Here is a 20,192-nt window from a genome sequence, read left to right as displayed (position 1 = left end):
AAAACATTTTCACTGAATCGTATGAGATACTTTCTTTAGAGAAAAGAAAGAAGGTGAAACCAATTGATTTATACCTGCACCTTAAATCCTGCTATTGACCTATATATTGCATTAAAAGAAATGCGGGCAAATGCAGTCAACCGGACGGAAGATGAAGATTATCAGCCGAATGGAAAAGGCGTGAACGTGTCAATTATGCTAAAGAAATATGGCTTCACCAGCACTGCATTAGGATTTATCGCTGGGTTTTCAGGCTCTTATATTGAACAATCCTTAAAGGACCTCTCCATTCAGACCGATTTTATTTCGGTTGAAGGAATCACACGCATTAACGTTTTTATCAATACGACAGAAGAATACAAGCTCGTGAATCAGGGCCCTGCAATTGAAGAAAAAGCGCTTCACGCCTTTCGTCAGAAAATTGCGGCTATCCCGCAGGGAGGCATTCTCATCATGTCAGGCAGTCTGCCAAAAGGCGTTCCTACCAGCATTTTTTCAGAAGTAGCCGCTATTTGCCATCAACAGAAGGTCAAGTTCATTCTAGACACAAGCTCAGCAGCAGTTCTTGAGACGCTTCAATACAAGCCTTATTTATTAAAACCGAATGAAGAAGAAATCGCTGCTTTTTTCGGCAAAACACATCCTTTGTCAGAAAAAGAACTCATTCAATCAGGAGAAAAGCTCATTGAGATGGGTGCAGAGCAAGTGCTTATTTCCCGAGGCGAGGAAGGGGCTTTATTCATTACGAAGGACGCAGTGTTTAAAGGAAACGCACCAACAGGCACTGTCGTAAACACAGCTTGTTCTGGAGATGCGATGCTCGCAGCTTTTCTTAGTAAACACCTTGAAGGACACTCACCTGAAGAGTGCTTACGCTACGGCATTGCAACGGGGGCCTCTACTGCGTTTTCAAAAGGCTTAAGTGATTTACATGATATTGATTCATTGATTGAGCAAGTACACATTCAGAAGATATAAGGGGGAATAACACATGAGCCGCAAAAAAATTGTCGCTGCAACCGGCTGTCCAACAGGCATTGCACACACATTCATGGCAGCTGAAGCATTAAAAATCGCTGCTGAGCAACTAGGGGTCGACATTAAAGTCGAAACGCATGGTCAAGTAGGAATTGAAAACGCTTTAACTGATCAAGACATTATGGAGGCAGATGGGGTCATTGTGGCAGCCGATAAAGATGTGCATACAGACCGTTTTCACGGCAAACCACTCATTGAAGTGCCTGTAGCCAAAGGCATTCGCACGCCGGCTGAGTTGATTCAGAGCATTATAAATGGAGATGCCCCCGTTCATCAAGTGAAAGGAAGAGGTTCTGGAACGGAGAAACCATCAGCTCCTTCATCCTCTCAACAAAAGTCGGCAAATAAATGGATACACACCATTTATAAGCACTTAATGAACGGTGTATCACACATGCTGCCATTTGTCGTTGGAGGCGGGGTCTTAATTGCCCTTTCTTTCTTATTTGGTATCTACTCTGCTGATCCTAAGCACGAAACGTATCATCCGTTTGCTGCCTATTTGAAAAGCATTGGCGGACTTGGCTTCAGCTTAATGGTACCAATTTTAGCAGCATTTATCGCTGATTCGATCGCTAGACGCCCAGGGATGGTCGTCGGATTTATAGGTGGTCTCCTTGCAAATGATGGAGGTGCTGGTTTCTTAGGCGGTATTATCGCAGGTTTTGCAGCAGGATATATCATTTTATTGCTTCAATTCTTGCTTCAAAAATTACCAGCATCACTTGATGGATTAAAATCGATCTTCATCTATCCTGTCATCGGTATTTTCTTAATTGGGGCTGTCATGACCCCGTTGTTAGTTCCAATCACAGGGCTAAATAATTCCTTAATGGACTTTCTTTCATCTGTACAATCCACAAATCCGCTACTTTTAGGCTTAATTGTTGGAGCAATGTGTGGATTTGATATGGGCGGACCCTTTAACAAAGCAGCCTATGTCACAGGAACGGCTTTACTTGCAGAAGGTAACCTTTACTTCATGGCAGGTGTATCAGCAGCATGTATCACACCGCCGCTTATCATTGCGATTGCCACAACGATTTTCCGAAAACATTTCACGCCACAAGAACGAAATGCAGGGGCAATCAACTATATTCTAGGAGCGACACATATTACAGAAGGAGCCATTCCATTTGCGGCCAAAAACCCGGTCGTTGTCCTGCCAATTATCATGTTTGGCTCGGCCATCTCTGCTATATTGACATATTTGTTTGGCGTACAGGTTCCAGCTCCGCACGGTGGATTCCTAGTTCTGCCGGTCGTCACAGGCGCATTCCAATGGGTGCTTTCCATACTAATCGGCTCACTCGTAGGTGCGATTCTCTACGGACTTTACCGTAAAAAAATAGACAAACCAGCAGTTTAAAAGGGAGGAGGAGAAATGATGGAACATATCTATATGAATCTTCACGAAACAGCTTCTTCACAGGCTGGCGTGTTCGCAGCCATTGCAGACATTGCCTATAAAGCAGGTATTTGCACCTCACCAGAGGATGTCAAAAAAGGCTTAGCGGAAAGGGAAGCACTTAGTACAACCGGATTTCAAGATGGATTTGCCATTCCGCATACACAAACAGAAGCCATCACGAAACCAGCACTTGTGATCGTCCGCACGGAAACAGGAATTGAATGGGACGCTTTTGATGGGAAGCCTTGCTTTTTCTTCTTATCCTTACTGATCCCTAAAAGTGAAGCAGGGACGACTCATTTAAAAGCTCTTTCAGCCCTTTCACGAGGCTTAATGGATGAAACGAAACGTCAAAAACTGCTGGAAACAAGAACAAATGAAGACATGCTTGCTGTATTAGAAACGGATATTTTAACTAGAGAGGATGTTTGATCATGCCTTTACTTTCAACAACACCGATGCTTGAGGCTGCGAAAAAAGAACAATACGGAATTGTGGCATTCAATGTACACTCCTTTGACAGTATCTATTGGGTGCTCGAAACTGCTGCAGAATTAAAGTCACCTGTGATTTTGCAAACAACGGTTGGAACGGTTCAATCTCTTGGAGCAAAAGCGATTGCAGATACAGTGAAGGCGGCGGCTGATCAATATCAAATCCCAATCGGTCTTCACCTGGATCACTGCACAGACTTTGATGTGATTCTCACCTGTATCAGAGCTGGATATACATCCGTTATGATCGATGCATCTATGCACTCATATGAAGAAAATGTACGCCGCACAAAAGAAGTCGTGGATCTTGCCTTAAAAGTCGGTGTAAATGTCGAAGCAGAGCTAGGCAAGGTAGGCGGCGTAGAAGATGATATCGTCGTCGACGAAAAGGATGCTGAAAAAGCCGTTCCATCAGAATGCCGCCAATTTGTAGAAGAAACTGGGGTGCCTACTTTAGCGCCTGCGATTGGTACTGCCCATGGCATTTATAAAGGGGTGCCGGATATTGACTTTGCCCGCATTGAACAAATTGCAGCGCTGGTCGATGTACCACTTGTCCTGCACGGTGGTTCCGCTGTACCAGATGAGGATGTCAAGCGATGCGTTACACTTGGTATGGCAAAGGTGAATGTCTCAACTGAACTGAAAAATGCGTATTCCGAAGCAATACGTGATCATTTCTCAAACGAACCTGAAAGCTTAGATCCGCGTATGTATTTACAAAAAGCAAAACAAGCAGCAAAAGACATGGTCCAATCGAAAATACGAATCGTGGGCAGTGAGGGCAAAGCCCATCCGTTATATCAATAAGAAAAAAAGCAGAGCCGCTATCGCTCTGCTTTTTCACATTATTCGTTTTCTTTCATTTCATTAGATGTGCGTACCCGTGCATTTCCCATAAATACGACCGTAATCGCCGCAAGTGCAATCGGGAATAATGCAAGCAAAAATACGTACGTAATACTTTGTGACATCGCATCGATGACTTTATTTAAAATATCAGTCGGAATTTGTGAGCGAGCACCTTCTTGGAAAATAGCCTGTGGATCGCTTATTTGAGAAGGGGCTCCTTTCATGCCGCTAAAGGCATCAGCTAAACGATTTGTCAGCACATTGGTTTGAATCGTTCCGAAAATTGTTACACCGAGCGTCATCCCAAGTGATCTCATAAATGAATTGGTCGAGTTTGCACTGCCTCGGTAGCGCGGCTCAAGATCATTCATTGAAGCTGACGGCAGAAGGGAGAAGCTGAAGCCAACGCCAAAGCCTGATATCATCATAAAGAGTGTGAGCCACAGTCTTGCTGTATCTGGTGACATATTGGCAAGCAGCAGCATCCCAGCGAAAAATGAAATGACAGAAATGGTCATCAAACGTCTGAAAGGCACTTTCGTCTGCATCGTTCCGCCAATCATACTGCCAATGACTGATCCAATCATCATTGGTGTTAAAATAAACCCTGCACTTGTCGCAGATTCACCGTACACCGCCTGCACGAAAATAGGAATAAAGACAGCAAGAATAATAAATGTCCCTCCATATAAAAACGCCAAAATTTGAGATGTTGCAAATAATCGATTTTTAAACATCCAAAATGAGATAATCGGCTCCTCCGCTTTACGCTCAACAATAAAGAAGATCGTACCGAACACAAGGAACACAGCAAAAAGTGTGAGGATTTGCACCGAATCCCAAGCATAAGATTTACCGCCAAGCTCAAGAGCGAACATTAAGCTGACAACCGCAACGACAAGTGTAATGGCACCTGACCAGTCGATTTTCTGCTTACGATGTTCAAGCGATTCCTGATAGTATCTGGCGATCAAGAAGACACTGACAATACCAATTGGCACATTAATATAGAAAACCCAATGCCAGCCGATCGAATCCGTAATAATAGCACCTAAAAGCGGTCCGAGTACACTTGATAAACCAAAGACTGCTCCAAACATACCAGACATTTTTCCGCGCTTTTCAGGCGGGAAGATGTCAAAGATAATCGTGAATGCGATCGGTAGAAGTGCACCGCCTCCAAGCCCTTGAATGGCTCGGTAAATAATGAGCTGATCCATCGTTTGTGCGATACCGCACAGCGCTGATCCAATTAAAAAGAAAATAAGTCCAAACAGAAAAAAACGCTTTCGGCCATACATATCAGAAAGCTTTCCGTAAATAGGCATTCCCGCCATCACTGCCACCATATAAGAAGCCGTCACCCAAGCAAATTTATCAAAACTGCCTAAATCTGCTACGATGCTTCCCATCGCTGTTGCAACAATGGTATTGTCCATCGCTGCCATAAAAATCCCTAACAGCAAACCGATGACAACAAAGCGAGTGGATGCCTTTCCTTTATCCACATGATTCATTTCATTTACCTCCTGCTTACGTTCTCTCATTATTTTTGCTATGATCAACTTAACCATAAAGTAAGAGAACATTTATCTTGATGATCAAGATAAATTGATTTTAAAGGGAGGAGAACAAGTTGTCAATAAAGAACGAGGCTGAAGACAGAGCAGCCCAGATCATATATACAATGAGGCGCCTCGCCACACGAACCGTTTTGTTCCACCAAGCGGCCGCTCAATCGCTCGGCCTTTTTCCAACAGATCTCAAATCCGCCGATTTATTAAATGAACTCGGCCCCCTCACAGCAGGGGAATTAAGTGAAAAAACAGGCCTTAGCTCCGGTGCAGTCACAGCACTCATTGACCGGCTTGAAAAAGCGGGCTACGTCAAAAGAGAAAAGGATCCAAAAGACAAACGAAGAGTCATCATTGTTCCCCTAACAGCGGGGAAATCACAGGTAAAAGAACTCTTTCGATCCTTATCAACATCAACGAAGGAACTCACAAATGAATACAAACCAGAAGAATTAGATTTAATTATTCAATTTATAACTGAAGCAGCAGATATCATGGAGCAAGAGCTGCAATTGCTTAAGTCTAAATCGTAAAAAGTACACTGATGCGGGTGTGCTTTTTCTAAGTGCATTCCTAATTCATGTAGGGATTGCCTCGACTAGTGACATCTTCCTTACCATGGAAGTGCTCTATAACAATTTTATAATGAAGTAGCTTAAAAAAATATTTATTTAAAAGATGTTCTAAATATCGCATCATAATTATTACTGACAAAAGTGGAGCTAAAGTATTCTATTGAAACATTGTTTATTTACATAATAAGTACTGTTTTTTGTATCAATATTCCTATTTAATGACAAAATTTTTATTGGTAAAATTGACCTTGTCAATGAATAGGAAGGAGTGAATTCTTCTGGGTAAGATACTTGATGCAAAAGCACTAACAAGTGCCATGGACACAAGGGCAAAACACTACCAGGAACTCCGCGAACAAATGGTAGATTTAAAAAAGGCATTACAAGGTGTGGCCAATCTCGGTGATGATTTCACTGGGAAAGGTGCAGATAATATTAAAAGTTTCTATAAAGAGCTCGCTGGAAATGTAGACATGTTTATCAGCTTCATTGATAAGCAAAAAGCCTTTCATGAAGGTGTTTCTGGGACACTGGATGATACGAGCTTTGGCGGCGATACCTTTGTAGAAGAACACTTTTTAGACAACTCAGTACATATGGGCATCAAGAATGCCAAAAGCATTGTGAAAGATCAAAAAAAGGCACTCAAAACGATTTTTCAAGACATTGATGACCTCATTTCCCTAGAGGTATTTGATAGCCAAACCTTTGATGAAAAAATAGAGGATGCGGAAGATGAACGAAAAAAGACAGTCAAAGATCTAAGAGAGCTTGATCAAAATTTAAAAGATGAATATGCTTTGTCAGAGACGGAACAGCAAGCTACAATGGCATTGTACGCTGAAATGATGAATGCGACAAATGATGGAAAAGCGATTTCGCCTATGAATTTTGACAAGAAAGCGTATCAAAATAGCGACATCTACAAGGCAAAAAGCGATATTGAGAAGCAAACTTCTGAATATCTGAAAATCAAAAAAGAACAAGAAGAAGCCCGAAAGATTGCGAAGGAACAAGAAGCGCTCGCCAACCGCCCTTGGTATGAAAAAGCACTCGATTATGGTGGAAACATCGTGAATGAACTGACAGGTGTGAACGATGCAAAACGTGCCGCAACAGGTGTTGATCCAATCACAGGCGAGGAACTCACCGCAGGACAGCGAGTCGCGGCAGGCGGCATGGCAGCAGCCGGCTACATCCCTATCGTGGGTTGGGCAGGCCGTATTTTCAAAGGCGGGAAAGCTGTCTATAAAACGACCCAAGCCACATCAGCCGCAGTCAGGGCAGTCGATATTTATAAGACATCGCAAAAATCTTTTGATGCCTTAAAAACATCGCAAAAAGGCTTATATGGTCTCACCGCCACCAACGGTTTCAGCGAAGCGATCACAGGCAGAGACATGTTTGGAAATAAGATCTCGAAAGAACAGCAGGAAGCGAGCATGAACGCGGCGCTTGGTATGCTTTTGCCGTTTGGAGCGAAAGGGTTTCATGGTAAAATGGGGATTAAAGGTACGGGTGAAATTGGTTGGAATATGTCAAAAGGTGGAGGAGAAATAAATGGAAGAAAGTATTCTCAGCATGCTTTGGAAAGAATGGCACCTGATATTCCTGAAGTAAAAGCTACTTTAACAAGTAGAGCAATTAAAAAAGCTGAAGAATTAGGATTTAAACCACAAACAAAAGAATTTAGTGATTTCATCAAAAAATATGTTGATCCAAGAAATATTCCACCTTCAGTTATTGAAGACGCTATAATGAATACGAAAAAGATACCTGGTAATAGAAGCGGAACGTTTGTTCATGAAACAATGGATGTCAAAGTAATTATAAATGAAGCAGGCGATGTTATCACAGTTATACCGAAATAATTAATAAAAGGATGAATACGAATGTTTATCAAGTATGATGAATATGATTTATTAGAACTTTTTCAAAGTGAGCCGGTGAGTATAACAGGCAATATAGATGATGGAGAATTAATATATACTTACAAAGATGACCAAAATTTCAAGGTGATTTTAACTTTAGATGTATATAAGCAAACGAGTAGTCTAAGTATTACATTTAATGATTCTATAGTATTTACAGGTGATTTTAATAATGTAACAAGTATAAAAAAAGATGACAATGCTATGGTAATGAACGTGGGCGAAGAAGAGAAGCTAAAAGTTAAATTTTATAAACAAGTTGGAGTGGAGTTACTTTAAAATAGCCTTATTACATTAGAAATAAATATAAAACAATTATGATATTCTCTCAGATAAATCAGTAGGTGAAGTAGTTGATACTTCTAAATATAATGTTATTGTTATCATACCTTGACTGGCTATATGCCTTTCAAGGTTTTTTGTGTTTATTGGCTTTCATACCGAGAAAAAACCGATAAAATGGGAATCTTTTTTCCTGAGTGGATCATCGTATGATAGGGGACAAGCAAAACGAACGTATTGAGCACTCTAAGTGCCTTGGTTGGTGTCCCCTTTTTTTATTGGGAGACGCGCCTCTCCCTTATCAATGGCGTATCTGGATACGGAACAAAAGTGTTGAGGAATGTGGCTATACGAGAGGGACATTCTGAGCCTGAATAGCAGCTGGTCTGCGGCAGCCGTATCGAGGACAGTTTTTCATTTCAATTGATGATTGACTGTAATTGGCATCCTCTCGGAGTGTAGTCATCATTTCAAAATCTATTTAAGCGAATAGCGTAAGGTGGTGTTTATTCAGCTAACAGTGTTCTGTTTCGAAAGAGACAATAAAGCAATCGAAAAGCATTGCAACTTGATCAAAATTTAAAAGATGAATATGCTTTGTCAGAGACGGAGTAGCAAGCTACAATGGCATTGTATGCTGAAATGATCAATGCGACAAATGACGGAAAAGCGATTTCGCCTATGAATTTTGACAAGAAAGCGTATCAAAATAGCGACATCTACAAGGCAAAAAGCGATATTGAGAAGCAAACTTCTGAATATCTGAAAATCAAAAAAGAACAAGAAGAGGCCCGCGAGATCGCAAAGGAACAAGAAGCCCTCGCCAACCGCCCTTGGTATGAAAAAGCCCTAGATTATGGCGGAAATATTGTCAATGAACTGACCGGCGTGAACGATGCAAAACGTGCCGCAACAGGCGTTGATCCAATTACAGGCGAGGAACTCACCGCAGGACAGCGAGTCGCGGCAGGCGGCATGGCAGCCGCAGAAAAAGGTTTATATGGCCTCACCGCCACCAACGGCTTCAGCGAAGCGATCACAGGCCGAGATATGTTTGGAAACAAGATCTCAAAAGAACAGCAGGAAGCGAGCATGAACGCGGCGCTTGGAATGCTTTTGCCGTTTGGGGCGAAAGGGTTTCATGGGAAGATGGGAATTCAGGGTGCAGGTGGAGATTCTGCTAGAAGAACTGTAATTAGCCCAGAAATTAAAGCTAAAATCCTAGAAGGGCAACGGAAGGTTCCCAAAAATCAGTTAATAGGGGGTCATTCGCCTAGAATTAATAATGATAATGAAAAATTTGCAGTTGAAGTGTTATCAACAAATGCGGATGGTACAACAAATGTTGTATTTACCAAACAGTTTTCTGATGGAAATATCTCCAAGATTAAAAAAAGTACTTTATTTCCCGATTCATGGAAAGATGAGCAAATTCTCAGAAGTATTACCGCCGTAGGCGATACAGATGCTATCTCATCAAGGTTAAGAGATAGAGCGACTTGGCATAGAGCAAGTATAAATGGGGTAGAAATTGATGTAATTAAAGTGGGGAGAGATGTAACCAGCGGATATCCGACTGGTACAAAAAATGCTTTGCGTCCATCAGGATTTTAATTTATATTGGAGGTCTTAAATGTGTTTAAGGAATTAGATAATCTTTTATCTGCTGATACAACAGTAGATTCATGGTATGATGACGGGTGTTTGATTGCTAGTGAGATACTCTCTGATTTTTGCCTAAATGACTGGGAAGAACTATCAAATCAGGTGCTTAATAAACCAATAGAGTGGCAGCGTAAAATTGCTTATTGCCTGGATAATGAGTGCAATGAATATGAGTTAAATATTTTAATAGATTTGTTGAATACTAATGATAAAGAATTATTTGAGATTTGTATTGATACATTGAGAAGCTTCCCAATTGAAGAAGGCAAGAAATTGATATTGAAGCATCCTCAAATTTTAAAACGTGTAAATCATGTAATGGCTACTACTACGAATTCACCAGTAAAAGTAGTTCTTCAAGACTTTCTTTCAAAAATGAATTCAAATTAGTTCATTTTTAATGAGATTACGCAAAAAAACCTTGACCTGCTTAATGCCCTCAAGGTTTTTTGTGTTATGGAATTCAAATTGAGGAAAAACCGACCAAAAGAGGGATGGGAACCCATCGTATGATAAAGACCAGCAAAACTAGGCGCTCACAGCTTTTATAGTGGTTTTTTTTGAATGAGGGGGGATACTTTACATCTTTTTCTTTGATATAGATCAGAAATTCCTTTGAAGAAGTATAGATGTTAAACAATGAAATAGCAGGACATTTATATAAAAGACTAATCGCCAAGCCATTTTAACGGCGAACTTCTTCATAAGAAAATGAAGTTGGTACAATAAACAGAAAAACATCCTCTAATAATGCATAGAGAATGCTGCTCTGTTTAGAAGGGGGAAATAATTTTAATTTTTTTGTTTAATCAGATTCACAAATTCGAGTTCAATATTCCCCTTTAATTTTAAAAAATGACCCACGAATCGTTCCAGCAAGTTTAGACTTCTGCCTAGCAAATTTAAATTTCCCTTCTAATTCCTTTGGTACTTCCATACCTTCAGAAAGCTTAAAACCAACAGCACGTTTTTTCGGATCATCCACTGTATACAGGACGTTAATTGCAAGACCATCCTCATAAAAAACGTAAGTCCATTTGATATTTTCCACTTGAAAACTTGCCGTTTCTAAAGGTTTTGCTGCAAACTCTAGTTCACGTTCTTCTTTTAACACTCGGTTCACATAATCAAGGGTATCCTGACTTTCGCTGGCAGGTAATACTGTCAATTCATGCTTATATTTGTTCATAAAGTAACGAGCCTCATTCGCTCGTAAGCCAGCAAGTGCTTCTGCTACAGGTGAAGACTCTAAACCAATCGTAGACACATTTTTAAAATCAACGATATAGGCCATTTCTATCCCTCCATATCCTTCTTATTTTCGTACAACAGGAATCCACATCTCACCAAGTAATAAGTCGTTTCGCTGCCCCATCTCTACCACTGCATTTGGTCCACCAACATAGGCGAAATTCTTTGCTTCAGGCAAGACTTGACCAAATGCAATACCAGTAAGCGTTTGATGCAAGTCATCAGCGGTTTTAGCTTCCCCTTTAACGATTAGATATTCCCCTTTAGGAAATTGAATCACTCTGTCCGCTTCTGGTAACGATTCCTCTGTGATGACCCCGACATAATGCATCAGCTTGTTATTTATCGCTTCGTTTACGATAAAAATATAGTCATTTGTGGCAATGGCTTTTAAGGTGTCAAGCTTACCTTCTTTTGTGACTGCTTGCCAAAAGTCTGCTTTTTCCTTCGTGATGCCCGCATAGTCTGTGTAATGACTCTTAAGTTCAGTTCCAATACCTAATACGTGAAAGCTGTCTTTTTCTTCTAGTATATAATCTGCCATATTCAACACTTCCTTTTGAAAAATTGATCAAATGTTTTTTCTTTTCAATTGATAAATATATAATAGGCTTAAATCATGTCAAAAAATGATACTGTTTAGGGGGATCAGATGAAAAAAGTTGAACGGATTAATACCATCATGCGGTATATTAACAACCGCGCCAACTTTACAATTTCTGAAATCATGAGAGAATTTCATATCTCTCGTTCGACAGCAATTAGAGACATCAGAGAAATTGAAGCTATGGGGATGCCGCTTGTCGCTGAAGTCGGAAGGGACGGGGGATATTTTGTGATGAACAATTCCGTCCTGCCAACTGTTCGTTTTACCGATAATGAGATTAAAGCTCTTTTTATTGCCTTTATGGCCACAAGAAACCAACAACTCCCTTATTTAAAGAGTCGACAGTCTTTAGCTGAAAAATTACTAGGACTCATCTCAGAGACCCAGCAAGATGACCTTGTTCTGTTAAATCGCCTCTTGCTATTTGAAGGGACTAATCCGAATAATCCTGATCTGCTTGATTTGACAGATATCCCTCATCCCATGTTAGAAAAATTAATCCAACTGCTTATTTTGGATCGATATTTACTGATTACGATGAGAGAGGAGAACGTGATAAAGTCCTATCCTATTTACCTCTTGAATCTTTATCGTGAAAAAAGCCTGTGGCTGATTGAAGGCTTTGATTTAAAGGAGGAGAAGAAACGGATTTTGCCTGTCGACAACCTCACAGATGTAGAACCATGCTCTACAAAAAATAGATTAAGCAGGAAAAAGATGTTAAAAAAGCTAAGTAAGCAGGAGGAAGTAATCAACCTTGTCCTTGAACTTGGTCCAAAGGCAATTGCACAGTTCAAAAAATACCATCCTTTCAAAATGTCAATTTCTTATACGAATCCTTACCAAACTACAGCCATTTTAAAGACTTTTATCGATGTTAATCATTCAGAAGAAATAACAGAAATGACAAATTGGCTATTTTTCCTAGGCGATGATATCAAGGTCAGGGAAATGCCTGTAGAAATCTTGGAAGGTTTACAAGAGAGACTCCTCCTATATTGTCCATAATCAATGCTGGTTAGACCTCACAGCGATTCCTATGAATTTTGACAAGAAGGTAGTTAAATAAATACATTTAGATAAAGGGGTTCATTTTATTGAATTCTTATGATGAAGATCTAATAAAGGATTTGGAATTAAAAGACCTACTTAAATATGTCAAAGTACATGAAAATCCAGAAATTTATTTAGATTTAATAGAACAAAAATTTGTTTTTGCTGGTTCAAAAATAAATTGGTTACAAACCAATAAACACCATAGTAAGAGCTCAAATAATGAATCGTTACTTTCTGATGCTCTTCTATTTATAACTGAATTAAAAGAAAAATATTTAGCTAATGACTTACAAGTAATTTACATAGGGGATAACCTTACAGAGTTTGGGTACCAGTTTGAATTAAAACATTTAAAAGAGTTACTAGTCTATTTTTTAGATATCCCACAGCATCACTACTTTATATCATTAGAAGGGGATTGGTGTATCTGTCTTTCATTTGAAAACTATTTGGATTTCGGATTTAGTTTAAACAACAAATAATTTTGATCGTCACGTATAGGAAAAATAAAAGATTTATAGTAGGAAGTAAAAAAACCATGATTGGCTTTATTCCTATCATGGTTTTTATGTTTATTGGACTTCATACCGAGAAAAAACTGATAAAAAGCCGATAAAAACTAGGAATAAAAAGGGAACCTTTTTTCCTAAGTGGATCATCGTATGATAGAGACAAGAAAACGAACGTGAATATTTTGTCCAGAAGGAAGAACCTGCGGTCGCTGATCATTGAGCACTTTAAGTGCCTTGATTGGTGTCCGCTTTTTTTTATTGGGAAACGCGCCTTTCCCTTATCAATGGCGTATCTGGATACGTAACAAAGGTGTGAGGAATGTGGCCATACGAGAGGGACATTCTGAGCCTGGATAGCAGCTGGTCCGGCAGCCGTATCGAGGACAGTTTTCATTATATTTGATGATTGACTATACTTGGCATCCTCTCGGAGTGTAGTCATCATTGAAAAATCTATTTAAGCGAATAGCGTAAGGTGGTGCTTACTAGGCAAGAGACGAGTAACATGAAGCTCAGGGGTTCTGTTTCTAAAGAGACATTGAAGCAATCGAAAAGCATTGCAGCTTGCTCAAAATTTAAAAGATGAATATGCTGTCAGAGACGGATCAGCAAGCTACAATGGCATTGTACGTTCAAATGTTGAATGCGACAAATGACGGAAAAGCGATTTCGACTATGAATTTTGATAAGAATGCATATCAAATAGTGAAATCTACAAGGCAAAAATCGATATTGAGAAGCAATCTACTTAATACCTCAATATCAAAAGGAACAAAAAGTGCCAATCTTCCTTTTTTATTTTTACAAGCTTGGTCATATATAGTAAAATGAGAACAAGAGTTCGTGTAATCATTCCAATTTTAAATGGTTGGATAAGCAGATAAAAAAAGATATAATACAAGTTATGAGGTGTAAATAATATGAAAAAATTTAAAGTAATCTCTTTATTTTGTGGGGCTGGTGGTCTAGACTTAGGATTAGAAGCAACTGGAAAATTCCAGACGATCTTTGCCAATGATATGGACAAGGATGCTTGTAAGACTTTTTCGAAGTGGTCAGATGCAATTGTAGTACCCGGCAAAGTAGAAAATATTAGTGCAGATGAAATTCCAGACGATATTGACATAGTTACCGGTGGATTTCCGTGTCAAGGATTCTCGGCAGCTGGTCCACGCCAAGCTCTTGATGTACGAAATAAATTATATTTAGAACTTTGTAGAGTTGTAGAGGCTAAACAGCCGATTGGATTCCTAGCGGAAAACGTTAAAGGACTTACAACAATGGAAGATGGTCTGATCTTAAAGAAAATTGTTGAAGACTTTAGTTCAAAAGGTTACAATCTGTATCACCGAGTTCTTAATGCTGCCGATTATCAAGTTCCACAGGATCGTGAACGAGTAATTCTAGTCGGAATCAGACAAGATATTGATAAAGGGTTTGAGTTTCCCGAGCCCACTGGTCGAATTTCTCTTAGAGAGGCAATTGGACATTTTCCAGAACCAAATTCAAATGATGTTTGTCAAGATCCATATTCATCAAGATACATGAGTCGAAACAGAAAACGTGATTGGGATAATGTGAGTTACACTATACCAGCAATGGCTAAACAAGTAACACTACATCCAAGTTCACCAGATATGATTAAACTTGAAAAAGATTTATGGAAATTCGGTGAAGGAACAACAAGACGATTCAGCTGGCAGGAGGCTGCGGCTGTTCAAACATTTCCAGAATCTCTTGTATTTGAAGGGGATTTAACTAGTAAGTATAAGCAGATTGGAAATGCTGTTCCACCGAAACTTGCCGAAGCCGTTGGGTACAAATTTGCCGAAGCACTCGAGAAAGCTATAGAAAGAGAGAAAACGAAGGTAGTGATTTAATGGCAAGTCAAACAGTAAATGGAAAGTCCTTAGAGTTTGCATTTTTACAATCTCTTGAACAATCTTTAAATGGACGAGCTAATGTTCAAGTAATTGGTTCTCCTCAGTTAGAAACAGCGCATAACGCTTTTTTATCCCTTCCACAGATGACACAACAGAAAATGAGTGAAGGTGCTGACGCAGGAATAAATACCATTCTTCAATTAGAGCCACGTTTAACTCATGACAATGGAACTTTACAGCTTTCAATATTACCTGATTCAGCAGGTCAAGCTGGTGATGTTCGTGACGTGCTAGCTGTTAGGAGCACTGAAGGTTGGGAGATAGGAATCTCTTGTAAGAATAATCATGCTGCTCTTAAGCATTCACGTTTATCAGCAACAATTGATGTAGGCGATTCCTGGTTTGGTTATAATTCAACAGCTGATTATTTCCGCCAAATAGTACCAATCTTTAAAGAGCTAAGTAATTTAAGAACGCAAGGTACGTTATGGAACCAGATCCCTGATAAGGCTACTCGATATTATATACCCGTCCTTAATGCGTTAATTGATGAATTGTGGAGACTAGATGGGATTTATCGTGGTCAGATTCCTCAAAGATTATTGACGTACTTATTGGGAAGACACGATTTCTACAAAGCGATTGTTAAAACTGGTCGCAGAACAACCGAGCTCCAAGGTTTCAACTTACAAGGAACATTGAATCAGGGATCTCTTGGCGTAAGACCAACTCTAAAAATGCAGCAATTCAGACTACCAACAAGATTTTATGATATTCATTTCAAGCCTGAATCAGATAACACGATTTTAATTGTTCTTGATGAAGGTTGGACAATCTCTGCTCGTATTCATAACGCTAGTTCCAGAGTTGAAGGATCATTGAAACTTGATGTTCAACTTGTAGGATTACCACCAAACCTATTCAGACAGACTTTAGGCTGGTAATAATTCAAAGAGTCCATTAATGGGCTCTTTTTATTTTGCCTAGAGTTCCATATTTCTCAATCTATCGAATCATCAGAATATCGATTCACCAGAAGAACCGATAGATGAATAGAGCAAAGGGAGAAAGCAGTGAAAATAAAATAACAAAATGAGTGAAAATTTGCCCAGAAGCCAGAACCTACTGACACTGATCGCCTTGAGCATTTTAAGTGCCTTGATCGGTGTCCGTTTTTTTACAGCGATACCTTTGTAGAAGAACATTTTTTAGATTGAAGGATCAAAAAAAGGCATTTTAAAAGGTTTTCTATCACGTAAAAAAGACAAAGGACTCTTTGTATACAAGCCTTATAGTGTGTTTTTCTTATGAAAAAAGCACACAATCGCTGCACAGCACGTGCTGAAGACATTTGGACTTCTTTGATGCATGTGAGTTGATTAGACTTATAAGCAAAGGGAAGAAAGGAGGAATTCCAACTGTACTTAACCAAAAGGGGCACGACGTTACTATCTATGCTGCTTCATACGACATCTTATCTATCAATAGAAGATTTACAGAATCGAATGAATGTCTCGACTCGAACCGTTTACGCTGAAATCAAACGAATGAACAGCTGGCTGGAAACTCATCAGCTTAGTGGTGTGCAGCGAAAAGGCCATCTTGGCTATTATTTAAATCCTCATGAAAAAGAAGTCATTCTTCAAAAAGCTGATACCATTCTTGTTGGTCACGATTATGAACCATGTGTAAAGGAACGAAGGGCTATCTTGCTTTTATCCATTGCATGCAGCGAGCATTGCCTAAGAATTGATGATTTTATGAAAATGACAAAGGTGAGCCGAAATACATTGCTTGAGGATATGAAACAGCTAAAAGAAGCGCTTTTCAAGCAGGAGATCACACTCCGCTATCAGGCAGCAAGCGGCTATGTCATTTCAGGAGACGAAAGAGCCATTCGATTGGCACTCAAACCTTATATACATTTCATTCGCACCATGATAAAAAACGAAAAAACGTTTCCGTCGTTTTGGTTAAAGGGACCAATTTCATCCAAACGGGTACACCATCTCCTCCAGCAGTCAGAACAAGAACTTAAGCTTGAATTTGCAGATGAGATGCTGGATCAGCTCTCTTTGGATCTCTTTTTCTACTTCAAGCGGATGAAGCTAGGGCATGCTGTACACATTTCAAACGAAGAAAAGCGAACATTGCAAGAAACAGAGGAATGCTTGGCTGCTATTCGTTTCATGGCGCAGATTCAAAAAGAGGCCAGTCTCATTGTTCATGATGATGAGATCTATTTTCTTAGCACCTTATGGCTCAGTGCCAAAAAACAAAAACTTCCATCAATTAAAAAACCAGAAGAACATCTCATTCGCACCATCGCCAGACAAATGATATTGGACTTTCAGCGATATGCTTGTATTTCCTTTCAAGAACCTAAAGCATTGGAGCAAAACTTAACAATGCATTTAATTCCAGCCTATTACAGACTCATCTATCACATTGGTATGATCAACGAACTGACGGATTCTATCAAAAAAGCACAGCCAGAAGTGTTTGAAATCACTCAGAAAGTTGCATGTCATTTAGAAAAGGCGGCCTGTTCAAAGTTGAGTGACCATGAAATTGCATATCTCACCATGCATTTTGGCAGCTGGATGAGAAGAGAAGGAATTTCATCCATTGTTAGGCGTTCTGTATACATTGTCTGCGGAGAAGGAATTGGCACAAGTAACATGCTGAAAACTCAGCTTCTCGAATTAATCGGCTACATCGAAGTACGCGGACTGTTATCAAAGCGTGCATATGAAGAATTAGCAGCAGTTGATGCAGATTTCGTTGTGTCCACAACACCTATTTCATTTAAAGGAAAACCAGTTCATCTCGTTCATCCTATTTTAACTGCCTATGAGAAAAAAACATTACTTCAATACGGAAAAGGCTCAGAAACGAAGATTGACGAGGGGTATGTAAACGCTCTATTCAACATCATTCAGCAGCATACCATCGTTCAAAATAAACAAGCACTGCTTCATGACATTCGGGAGCTGCTTCATCCCACATATGTATCCTATCAGAAAGGGTGGAACCCAGTGTTAAATGATTTATTAACAGAACAAACCATCAAGCTCCACCAAACAGCAGACACATGGCAAGAGGCGATTACAAAAGCGGCGCAGCCTTTACTTGATCAAAATGCTATTAAACCAAGTTATGTAGAAGCCATGATACAGTCTGTTCATCAAAATGGTCCTTATATTGTCATTGCACCACAAGTGGCCATCCCACATGCAAGGCCCGAGGATGGCGTGAACAAATTGAGCATGACGCTCATGTCATTCAACCAGCCCATTTCGTTTTCAAAGGATGGAAAAAAGCAGGTGCGGCTCGTCATTGTGTTAGCCGCTATTGACAGCATGAGCCACTTGAAAGCACTTAAACAGCTGACCATGCTGTTAAGTGAAGAGAAACGCACGAAACAATTGATTGAAGCAGAAGATTTAGCATCGGTCCAAAAACTAATTGATCAATTTTCACAAGTATAAAGGGGGAGTAAGACAATGAAAAAAATTCTTGTTGTATGTGGAAACGGGTTAGGAAGCAGCTTTATTGTAGAAATGAATGTCAAAAAAGCATTAGAAGAATTAGGTCTTAAAGCTGAAGTAGATCATACCGATCTCAGTACAAGTAAAAATGAACAAGCAGACCTTTATATCGGCGCAGCTGATATTATTGACCAGCTGAATGACGGCACAAGAAATGTGGCTGGCTTAAATAATTTACTAGACCAGGAAGCCATTAAAGACGTCCTTCGTCAACACATTTAAGTCATGAAAAAGGGGGATTCACATCATGATAGAACTAATCATGAACGATATATTGGGCACACCTGCCATTCTCATCGGTTTATTTGCACTAGCCGGTTTACTTTTGCAGAAAAAATCAGCTGCAGACACTGTGTCAGGCACCTTGAAAACAACCATGGGCTTCTTAATATTAGGGGCGGGCGCTACAGTCGTCTCTGATTCACTTGGGGTTTTTCGAAAGATGTTTGAAGCAGCCTTTCACATTCAAGGGGTTGTCCCAAATACAGATGCTATGGCCGCCATTGCTCAAAAGGAATTCGGTACACAGACAGCACTCATCATGATTTTTGGTATGCTGGTCAATTTGTTACTTGCAAGATTCACACCCCTTAAATACGTCTTTTTGACTGGTCACCACACGTTGTATATGGCGGCGATGCTCGCCGTCGTTCTCTCGACAGCTGGCCTGCACGGGTGGCTGCTCATTTCCACTGGCTCAATGATATTAGGTGCAGCTATGGTCATTGCACCCGCAATCCTTCAACCGTTTACGAGGAAAGTCACCGGAAGCAATGATCTCGCGCTCGGACACTTCAGTACTTTCGGTTATTTTACTGCGGGAATGATCGGCAAATGGGTTGGATCTCCAGAAAAATCAACGGAAACCATTCAAGTGCCTAAATCACTCGGTTTTCTAAGAGATACATCTGTTGCCATTTCGATTACGATGGCTTTGCTGTTCTTTGCGATTGCACCGTTTGCAGGAATTCCTTATATAGAACAAATTAGCGGGGGCACGAACTTCGCTGTCTTCATTCTCATTCAGGCGATTACGTTTGCTGCTGGTGTGTACATTATTTTAGCAGGGGTACGGATGGCCATTGGCGAGATCGTGCCTGCGTTTAAAGGAATTGCCGATCGATTCGTGAAGGGGGCAAAGCCGGCACTTGATGCGCCAACCGTTTTTCCATTTGCGCCAAATGCGGTCATTATCGGTTTTTTATGCAGCTTTGCAGGAGGCATTGTATCCATTTTTCTTTTACCTTTGTTTGGTTTAACTGTCATTGTCCCTGGACTTGTCCCGCACTTTTTTTGCGGTGCTACAGCAGGAGTGTATGGCAATGCAACAGGAGGGGTAAGAGGTGCTGTCGCTGGGGCATTTGTAAATGGATTGCTTCTTTCCTTTTTACCTGCCTGTTTATTACCTGTGTTAGGAGCCCTTGGCTTTGAAGGGACAACGTTTGGAGATACAGACTTTGGTATCATCGGAATCTTGATTGGATTGATCCAGTTTTTATTTCAGCTGTAA

18 protein-coding genes and 2 pseudogenes are annotated in these 20,192 nt (G+C 40.1%); 17 read left to right on the top strand and 3 right to left on the bottom strand.

Annotated elements, in window-relative coordinates:
- Positions 1-63 precede the first annotated feature (63 nt).
- The 4 genes from pfkB to AAZR19_RS10785 are packed head-to-tail and all read left to right on the top strand — an operon-like array spanning position 64 to position 3,753.
- Entirely contained in the window at positions 64-978 is a 915-nt protein-coding gene (pfkB, locus tag AAZR19_RS10800; protein ID WP_434703119.1) for a 1-phosphofructokinase, read from the top strand.
- Between the two features lie 13 nt (positions 979-991).
- Positions 992-2,407: a PTS fructose transporter subunit IIC gene (locus AAZR19_RS10795; protein WP_202738958.1), complete on the top strand. Its 1,416-nt coding sequence runs from the start codon at positions 992-994 to the stop codon at positions 2,405-2,407.
- Between the two features lie 15 nt (positions 2,408-2,422).
- On the top strand, positions 2,423-2,881 hold the full coding sequence (locus tag AAZR19_RS10790; protein ID WP_024427781.1) for a PTS sugar transporter subunit IIA: 459 nt from the start codon (positions 2,423-2,425) through the stop codon (positions 2,879-2,881).
- Between the two features lie 2 nt (positions 2,882-2,883).
- On the top strand, positions 2,884-3,753 hold the full coding sequence (locus AAZR19_RS10785; protein WP_434703116.1) for a class II fructose-bisphosphate aldolase: 870 nt from the start codon (positions 2,884-2,886) through the stop codon (positions 3,751-3,753).
- Positions 3,754-3,791: 38 nt separating this feature from the next.
- On the opposite strand, the gene AAZR19_RS10780 is transcribed toward AAZR19_RS10785, so the two are convergent.
- Positions 3,792-5,312 carry an MDR family MFS transporter gene (locus tag AAZR19_RS10780; protein ID WP_056766947.1) on the bottom strand — a complete coding sequence of 507 codons (1,521 nt, stop codon included), beginning with the start codon at positions 5,310-5,312 and terminating at the stop codon, positions 3,792-3,794.
- Between the two features lie 170 nt (positions 5,313-5,482).
- Between AAZR19_RS10780 and AAZR19_RS10775 the strand changes: the two genes are divergently transcribed.
- The 5 genes and pseudogenes from AAZR19_RS10775 (at position 5,483) to AAZR19_RS10755 (ending at position 10,212) form a co-directional block, all read left to right on the top strand.
- A complete protein-coding gene (locus tag AAZR19_RS10775) occupies positions 5,483-5,902 on the top strand; it encodes a MarR family winged helix-turn-helix transcriptional regulator (RefSeq protein ID WP_052462979.1) in 420 nt (139 codons plus the stop codon).
- Positions 5,903-6,261: 359 nt separating this feature from the next.
- Positions 6,262-7,815 (top strand): ribonuclease YeeF family protein, encoded by a 1,554-nt coding sequence (locus AAZR19_RS10770; protein ID WP_434703114.1) that lies wholly within the window; start codon positions 6,262-6,264, stop codon positions 7,813-7,815.
- Between the two features lie 21 nt (positions 7,816-7,836).
- Positions 7,837-8,154 carry a hypothetical protein gene (locus AAZR19_RS10765; RefSeq protein WP_025093598.1) on the top strand — a complete coding sequence of 106 codons (318 nt, stop codon included), beginning with the start codon at positions 7,837-7,839 and terminating at the stop codon, positions 8,152-8,154.
- Positions 8,155-8,721: 567 nt separating this feature from the next.
- A pseudogene (locus AAZR19_RS10760) lies at positions 8,722-9,771 on the top strand (pre-toxin TG domain-containing protein); the annotation flags it as partial.
- 21 nt (positions 9,772-9,792) lie between these two features.
- A complete protein-coding gene (locus tag AAZR19_RS10755; RefSeq protein ID WP_434703112.1) occupies positions 9,793-10,212 on the top strand; it encodes a hypothetical protein in 420 nt (139 codons plus the stop codon).
- 439 nt (positions 10,213-10,651) lie between these two features.
- Here the strand turns inward: AAZR19_RS10755 and AAZR19_RS10750 are convergent, their stop codons facing one another.
- Positions 10,652-11,116, bottom strand: a complete 465-nt coding sequence (locus tag AAZR19_RS10750; RefSeq protein WP_434703110.1) for a phage tail protein — start codon at positions 11,114-11,116, stop codon at positions 10,652-10,654.
- Positions 11,117-11,137: 21 nt separating this feature from the next.
- Complete coding sequence (locus tag AAZR19_RS10745) at positions 11,138-11,617, bottom strand: GyrI-like domain-containing protein (RefSeq protein WP_434703108.1); 480 nt, start codon at positions 11,615-11,617, stop codon at positions 11,138-11,140.
- A gap of 108 nt (positions 11,618-11,725) precedes the next feature.
- On the opposite strand from AAZR19_RS10745, the gene AAZR19_RS10740 reads away from it, so the two are divergent.
- From AAZR19_RS10740 to AAZR19_RS10705, 8 genes and pseudogenes are all read left to right on the top strand, one after another.
- The gene (locus AAZR19_RS10740) at positions 11,726-12,688 is read left to right on the top strand and encodes a helix-turn-helix transcriptional regulator (protein ID WP_434703107.1); all 963 of its coding nucleotides are present in this window, start codon (positions 11,726-11,728) and stop codon (positions 12,686-12,688) included.
- 89 nt (positions 12,689-12,777) lie between these two features.
- Positions 12,778-13,218 carry a rhs-associated protein gene (locus tag AAZR19_RS10735; protein WP_101677122.1) on the top strand — a complete coding sequence of 147 codons (441 nt, stop codon included), beginning with the start codon at positions 12,778-12,780 and terminating at the stop codon, positions 13,216-13,218.
- A gap of 590 nt (positions 13,219-13,808) precedes the next feature.
- A pseudogene (locus AAZR19_RS10730) lies at positions 13,809-13,997 on the top strand (T7SS effector LXG polymorphic toxin); the annotation flags it as partial.
- Between the two features lie 171 nt (positions 13,998-14,168).
- Positions 14,169-15,128 (top strand): DNA cytosine methyltransferase, encoded by a 960-nt coding sequence (locus AAZR19_RS10725; RefSeq protein ID WP_434703104.1) that lies wholly within the window; start codon positions 14,169-14,171, stop codon positions 15,126-15,128.
- Positions 15,128-16,075 (top strand): HaeIII family restriction endonuclease, encoded by a 948-nt coding sequence (locus tag AAZR19_RS10720; protein WP_434703102.1) that lies wholly within the window; start codon positions 15,128-15,130, stop codon positions 16,073-16,075. The genes AAZR19_RS10725 and AAZR19_RS10720 overlap by 1 nt, the downstream gene beginning before the upstream one ends.
- Positions 16,076-16,549: 474 nt before the next feature.
- Positions 16,550-18,622, top strand: a complete 2,073-nt coding sequence (locus AAZR19_RS10715; protein WP_434703158.1) for a BglG family transcription antiterminator — start codon at positions 16,550-16,552, stop codon at positions 18,620-18,622.
- A gap of 15 nt (positions 18,623-18,637) precedes the next feature.
- Positions 18,638-18,904 carry a PTS sugar transporter subunit IIB gene (locus tag AAZR19_RS10710; RefSeq protein WP_024425192.1) on the top strand — a complete coding sequence of 89 codons (267 nt, stop codon included), beginning with the start codon at positions 18,638-18,640 and terminating at the stop codon, positions 18,902-18,904.
- 25 nt (positions 18,905-18,929) lie between these two features.
- Complete coding sequence (locus AAZR19_RS10705) at positions 18,930-20,192, top strand: PTS ascorbate transporter subunit IIC (RefSeq protein ID WP_041109320.1); 1,263 nt, start codon at positions 18,930-18,932, stop codon at positions 20,190-20,192.

It is taken from the genome of Bacillus sp. Je.9.29.b, from assembly GCF_051129925.1.
GTDB classification, from domain to species: Bacteria; Bacillota; Bacilli; order Bacillales; family Bacillaceae; genus Bacillus; species Bacillus safensis.
This window is presented reverse-complemented; position numbering and strand designations above follow the sequence as displayed.

What these genes read in the sequence shown, in the direction of transcription:
- AAZR19_RS10795 (WP_202738958.1), top strand. Translation starts at nt 992, where the DNA reads ATGAGCCGCAAAAAAATTGTCGCTGCAACCGGCTGTCCAACAGGCATT.
- AAZR19_RS10790 (WP_024427781.1), top strand. Translation starts at nt 2,423, where the DNA reads ATGATGGAACATATCTATATGAATCTTCACGAAACAGCTTCTTCACAG.
- AAZR19_RS10785 (WP_434703116.1), top strand. Translation starts at nt 2,884, where the DNA reads ATGCCTTTACTTTCAACAACACCGATGCTTGAGGCTGCGAAAAAAGAA.
- AAZR19_RS10780 (WP_056766947.1), bottom strand. Translation starts at nt 5,312, where the DNA reads ATGAATCATGTGGATAAAGGAAAGGCATCCACTCGCTTTGTTGTCATC.
- AAZR19_RS10775 (WP_052462979.1), top strand. Translation starts at nt 5,483, where the DNA reads ATGAGGCGCCTCGCCACACGAACCGTTTTGTTCCACCAAGCGGCCGCT.
- AAZR19_RS10770 (WP_434703114.1), top strand. Translation starts at nt 6,262, where the DNA reads ATGGACACAAGGGCAAAACACTACCAGGAACTCCGCGAACAAATGGTA.
- AAZR19_RS10765 (WP_025093598.1), top strand. Translation starts at nt 7,837, where the DNA reads ATGTTTATCAAGTATGATGAATATGATTTATTAGAACTTTTTCAAAGT.
- AAZR19_RS10750 (WP_434703110.1), bottom strand. Translation starts at nt 11,116, where the DNA reads ATGGCCTATATCGTTGATTTTAAAAATGTGTCTACGATTGGTTTAGAG.
- AAZR19_RS10745 (WP_434703108.1), bottom strand. Translation starts at nt 11,617, where the DNA reads ATGGCAGATTATATACTAGAAGAAAAAGACAGCTTTCACGTATTAGGT.
- AAZR19_RS10740 (WP_434703107.1), top strand. Translation starts at nt 11,726, where the DNA reads ATGAAAAAAGTTGAACGGATTAATACCATCATGCGGTATATTAACAAC.
- AAZR19_RS10725 (WP_434703104.1), top strand. Translation starts at nt 14,169, where the DNA reads ATGAAAAAATTTAAAGTAATCTCTTTATTTTGTGGGGCTGGTGGTCTA.
- AAZR19_RS10720 (WP_434703102.1), top strand. Translation starts at nt 15,128, where the DNA reads ATGGCAAGTCAAACAGTAAATGGAAAGTCCTTAGAGTTTGCATTTTTA.
- AAZR19_RS10710 (WP_024425192.1), top strand. Translation starts at nt 18,638, where the DNA reads ATGAAAAAAATTCTTGTTGTATGTGGAAACGGGTTAGGAAGCAGCTTT.
- AAZR19_RS10705 (WP_041109320.1), top strand. Translation starts at nt 18,930, where the DNA reads ATGATAGAACTAATCATGAACGATATATTGGGCACACCTGCCATTCTC.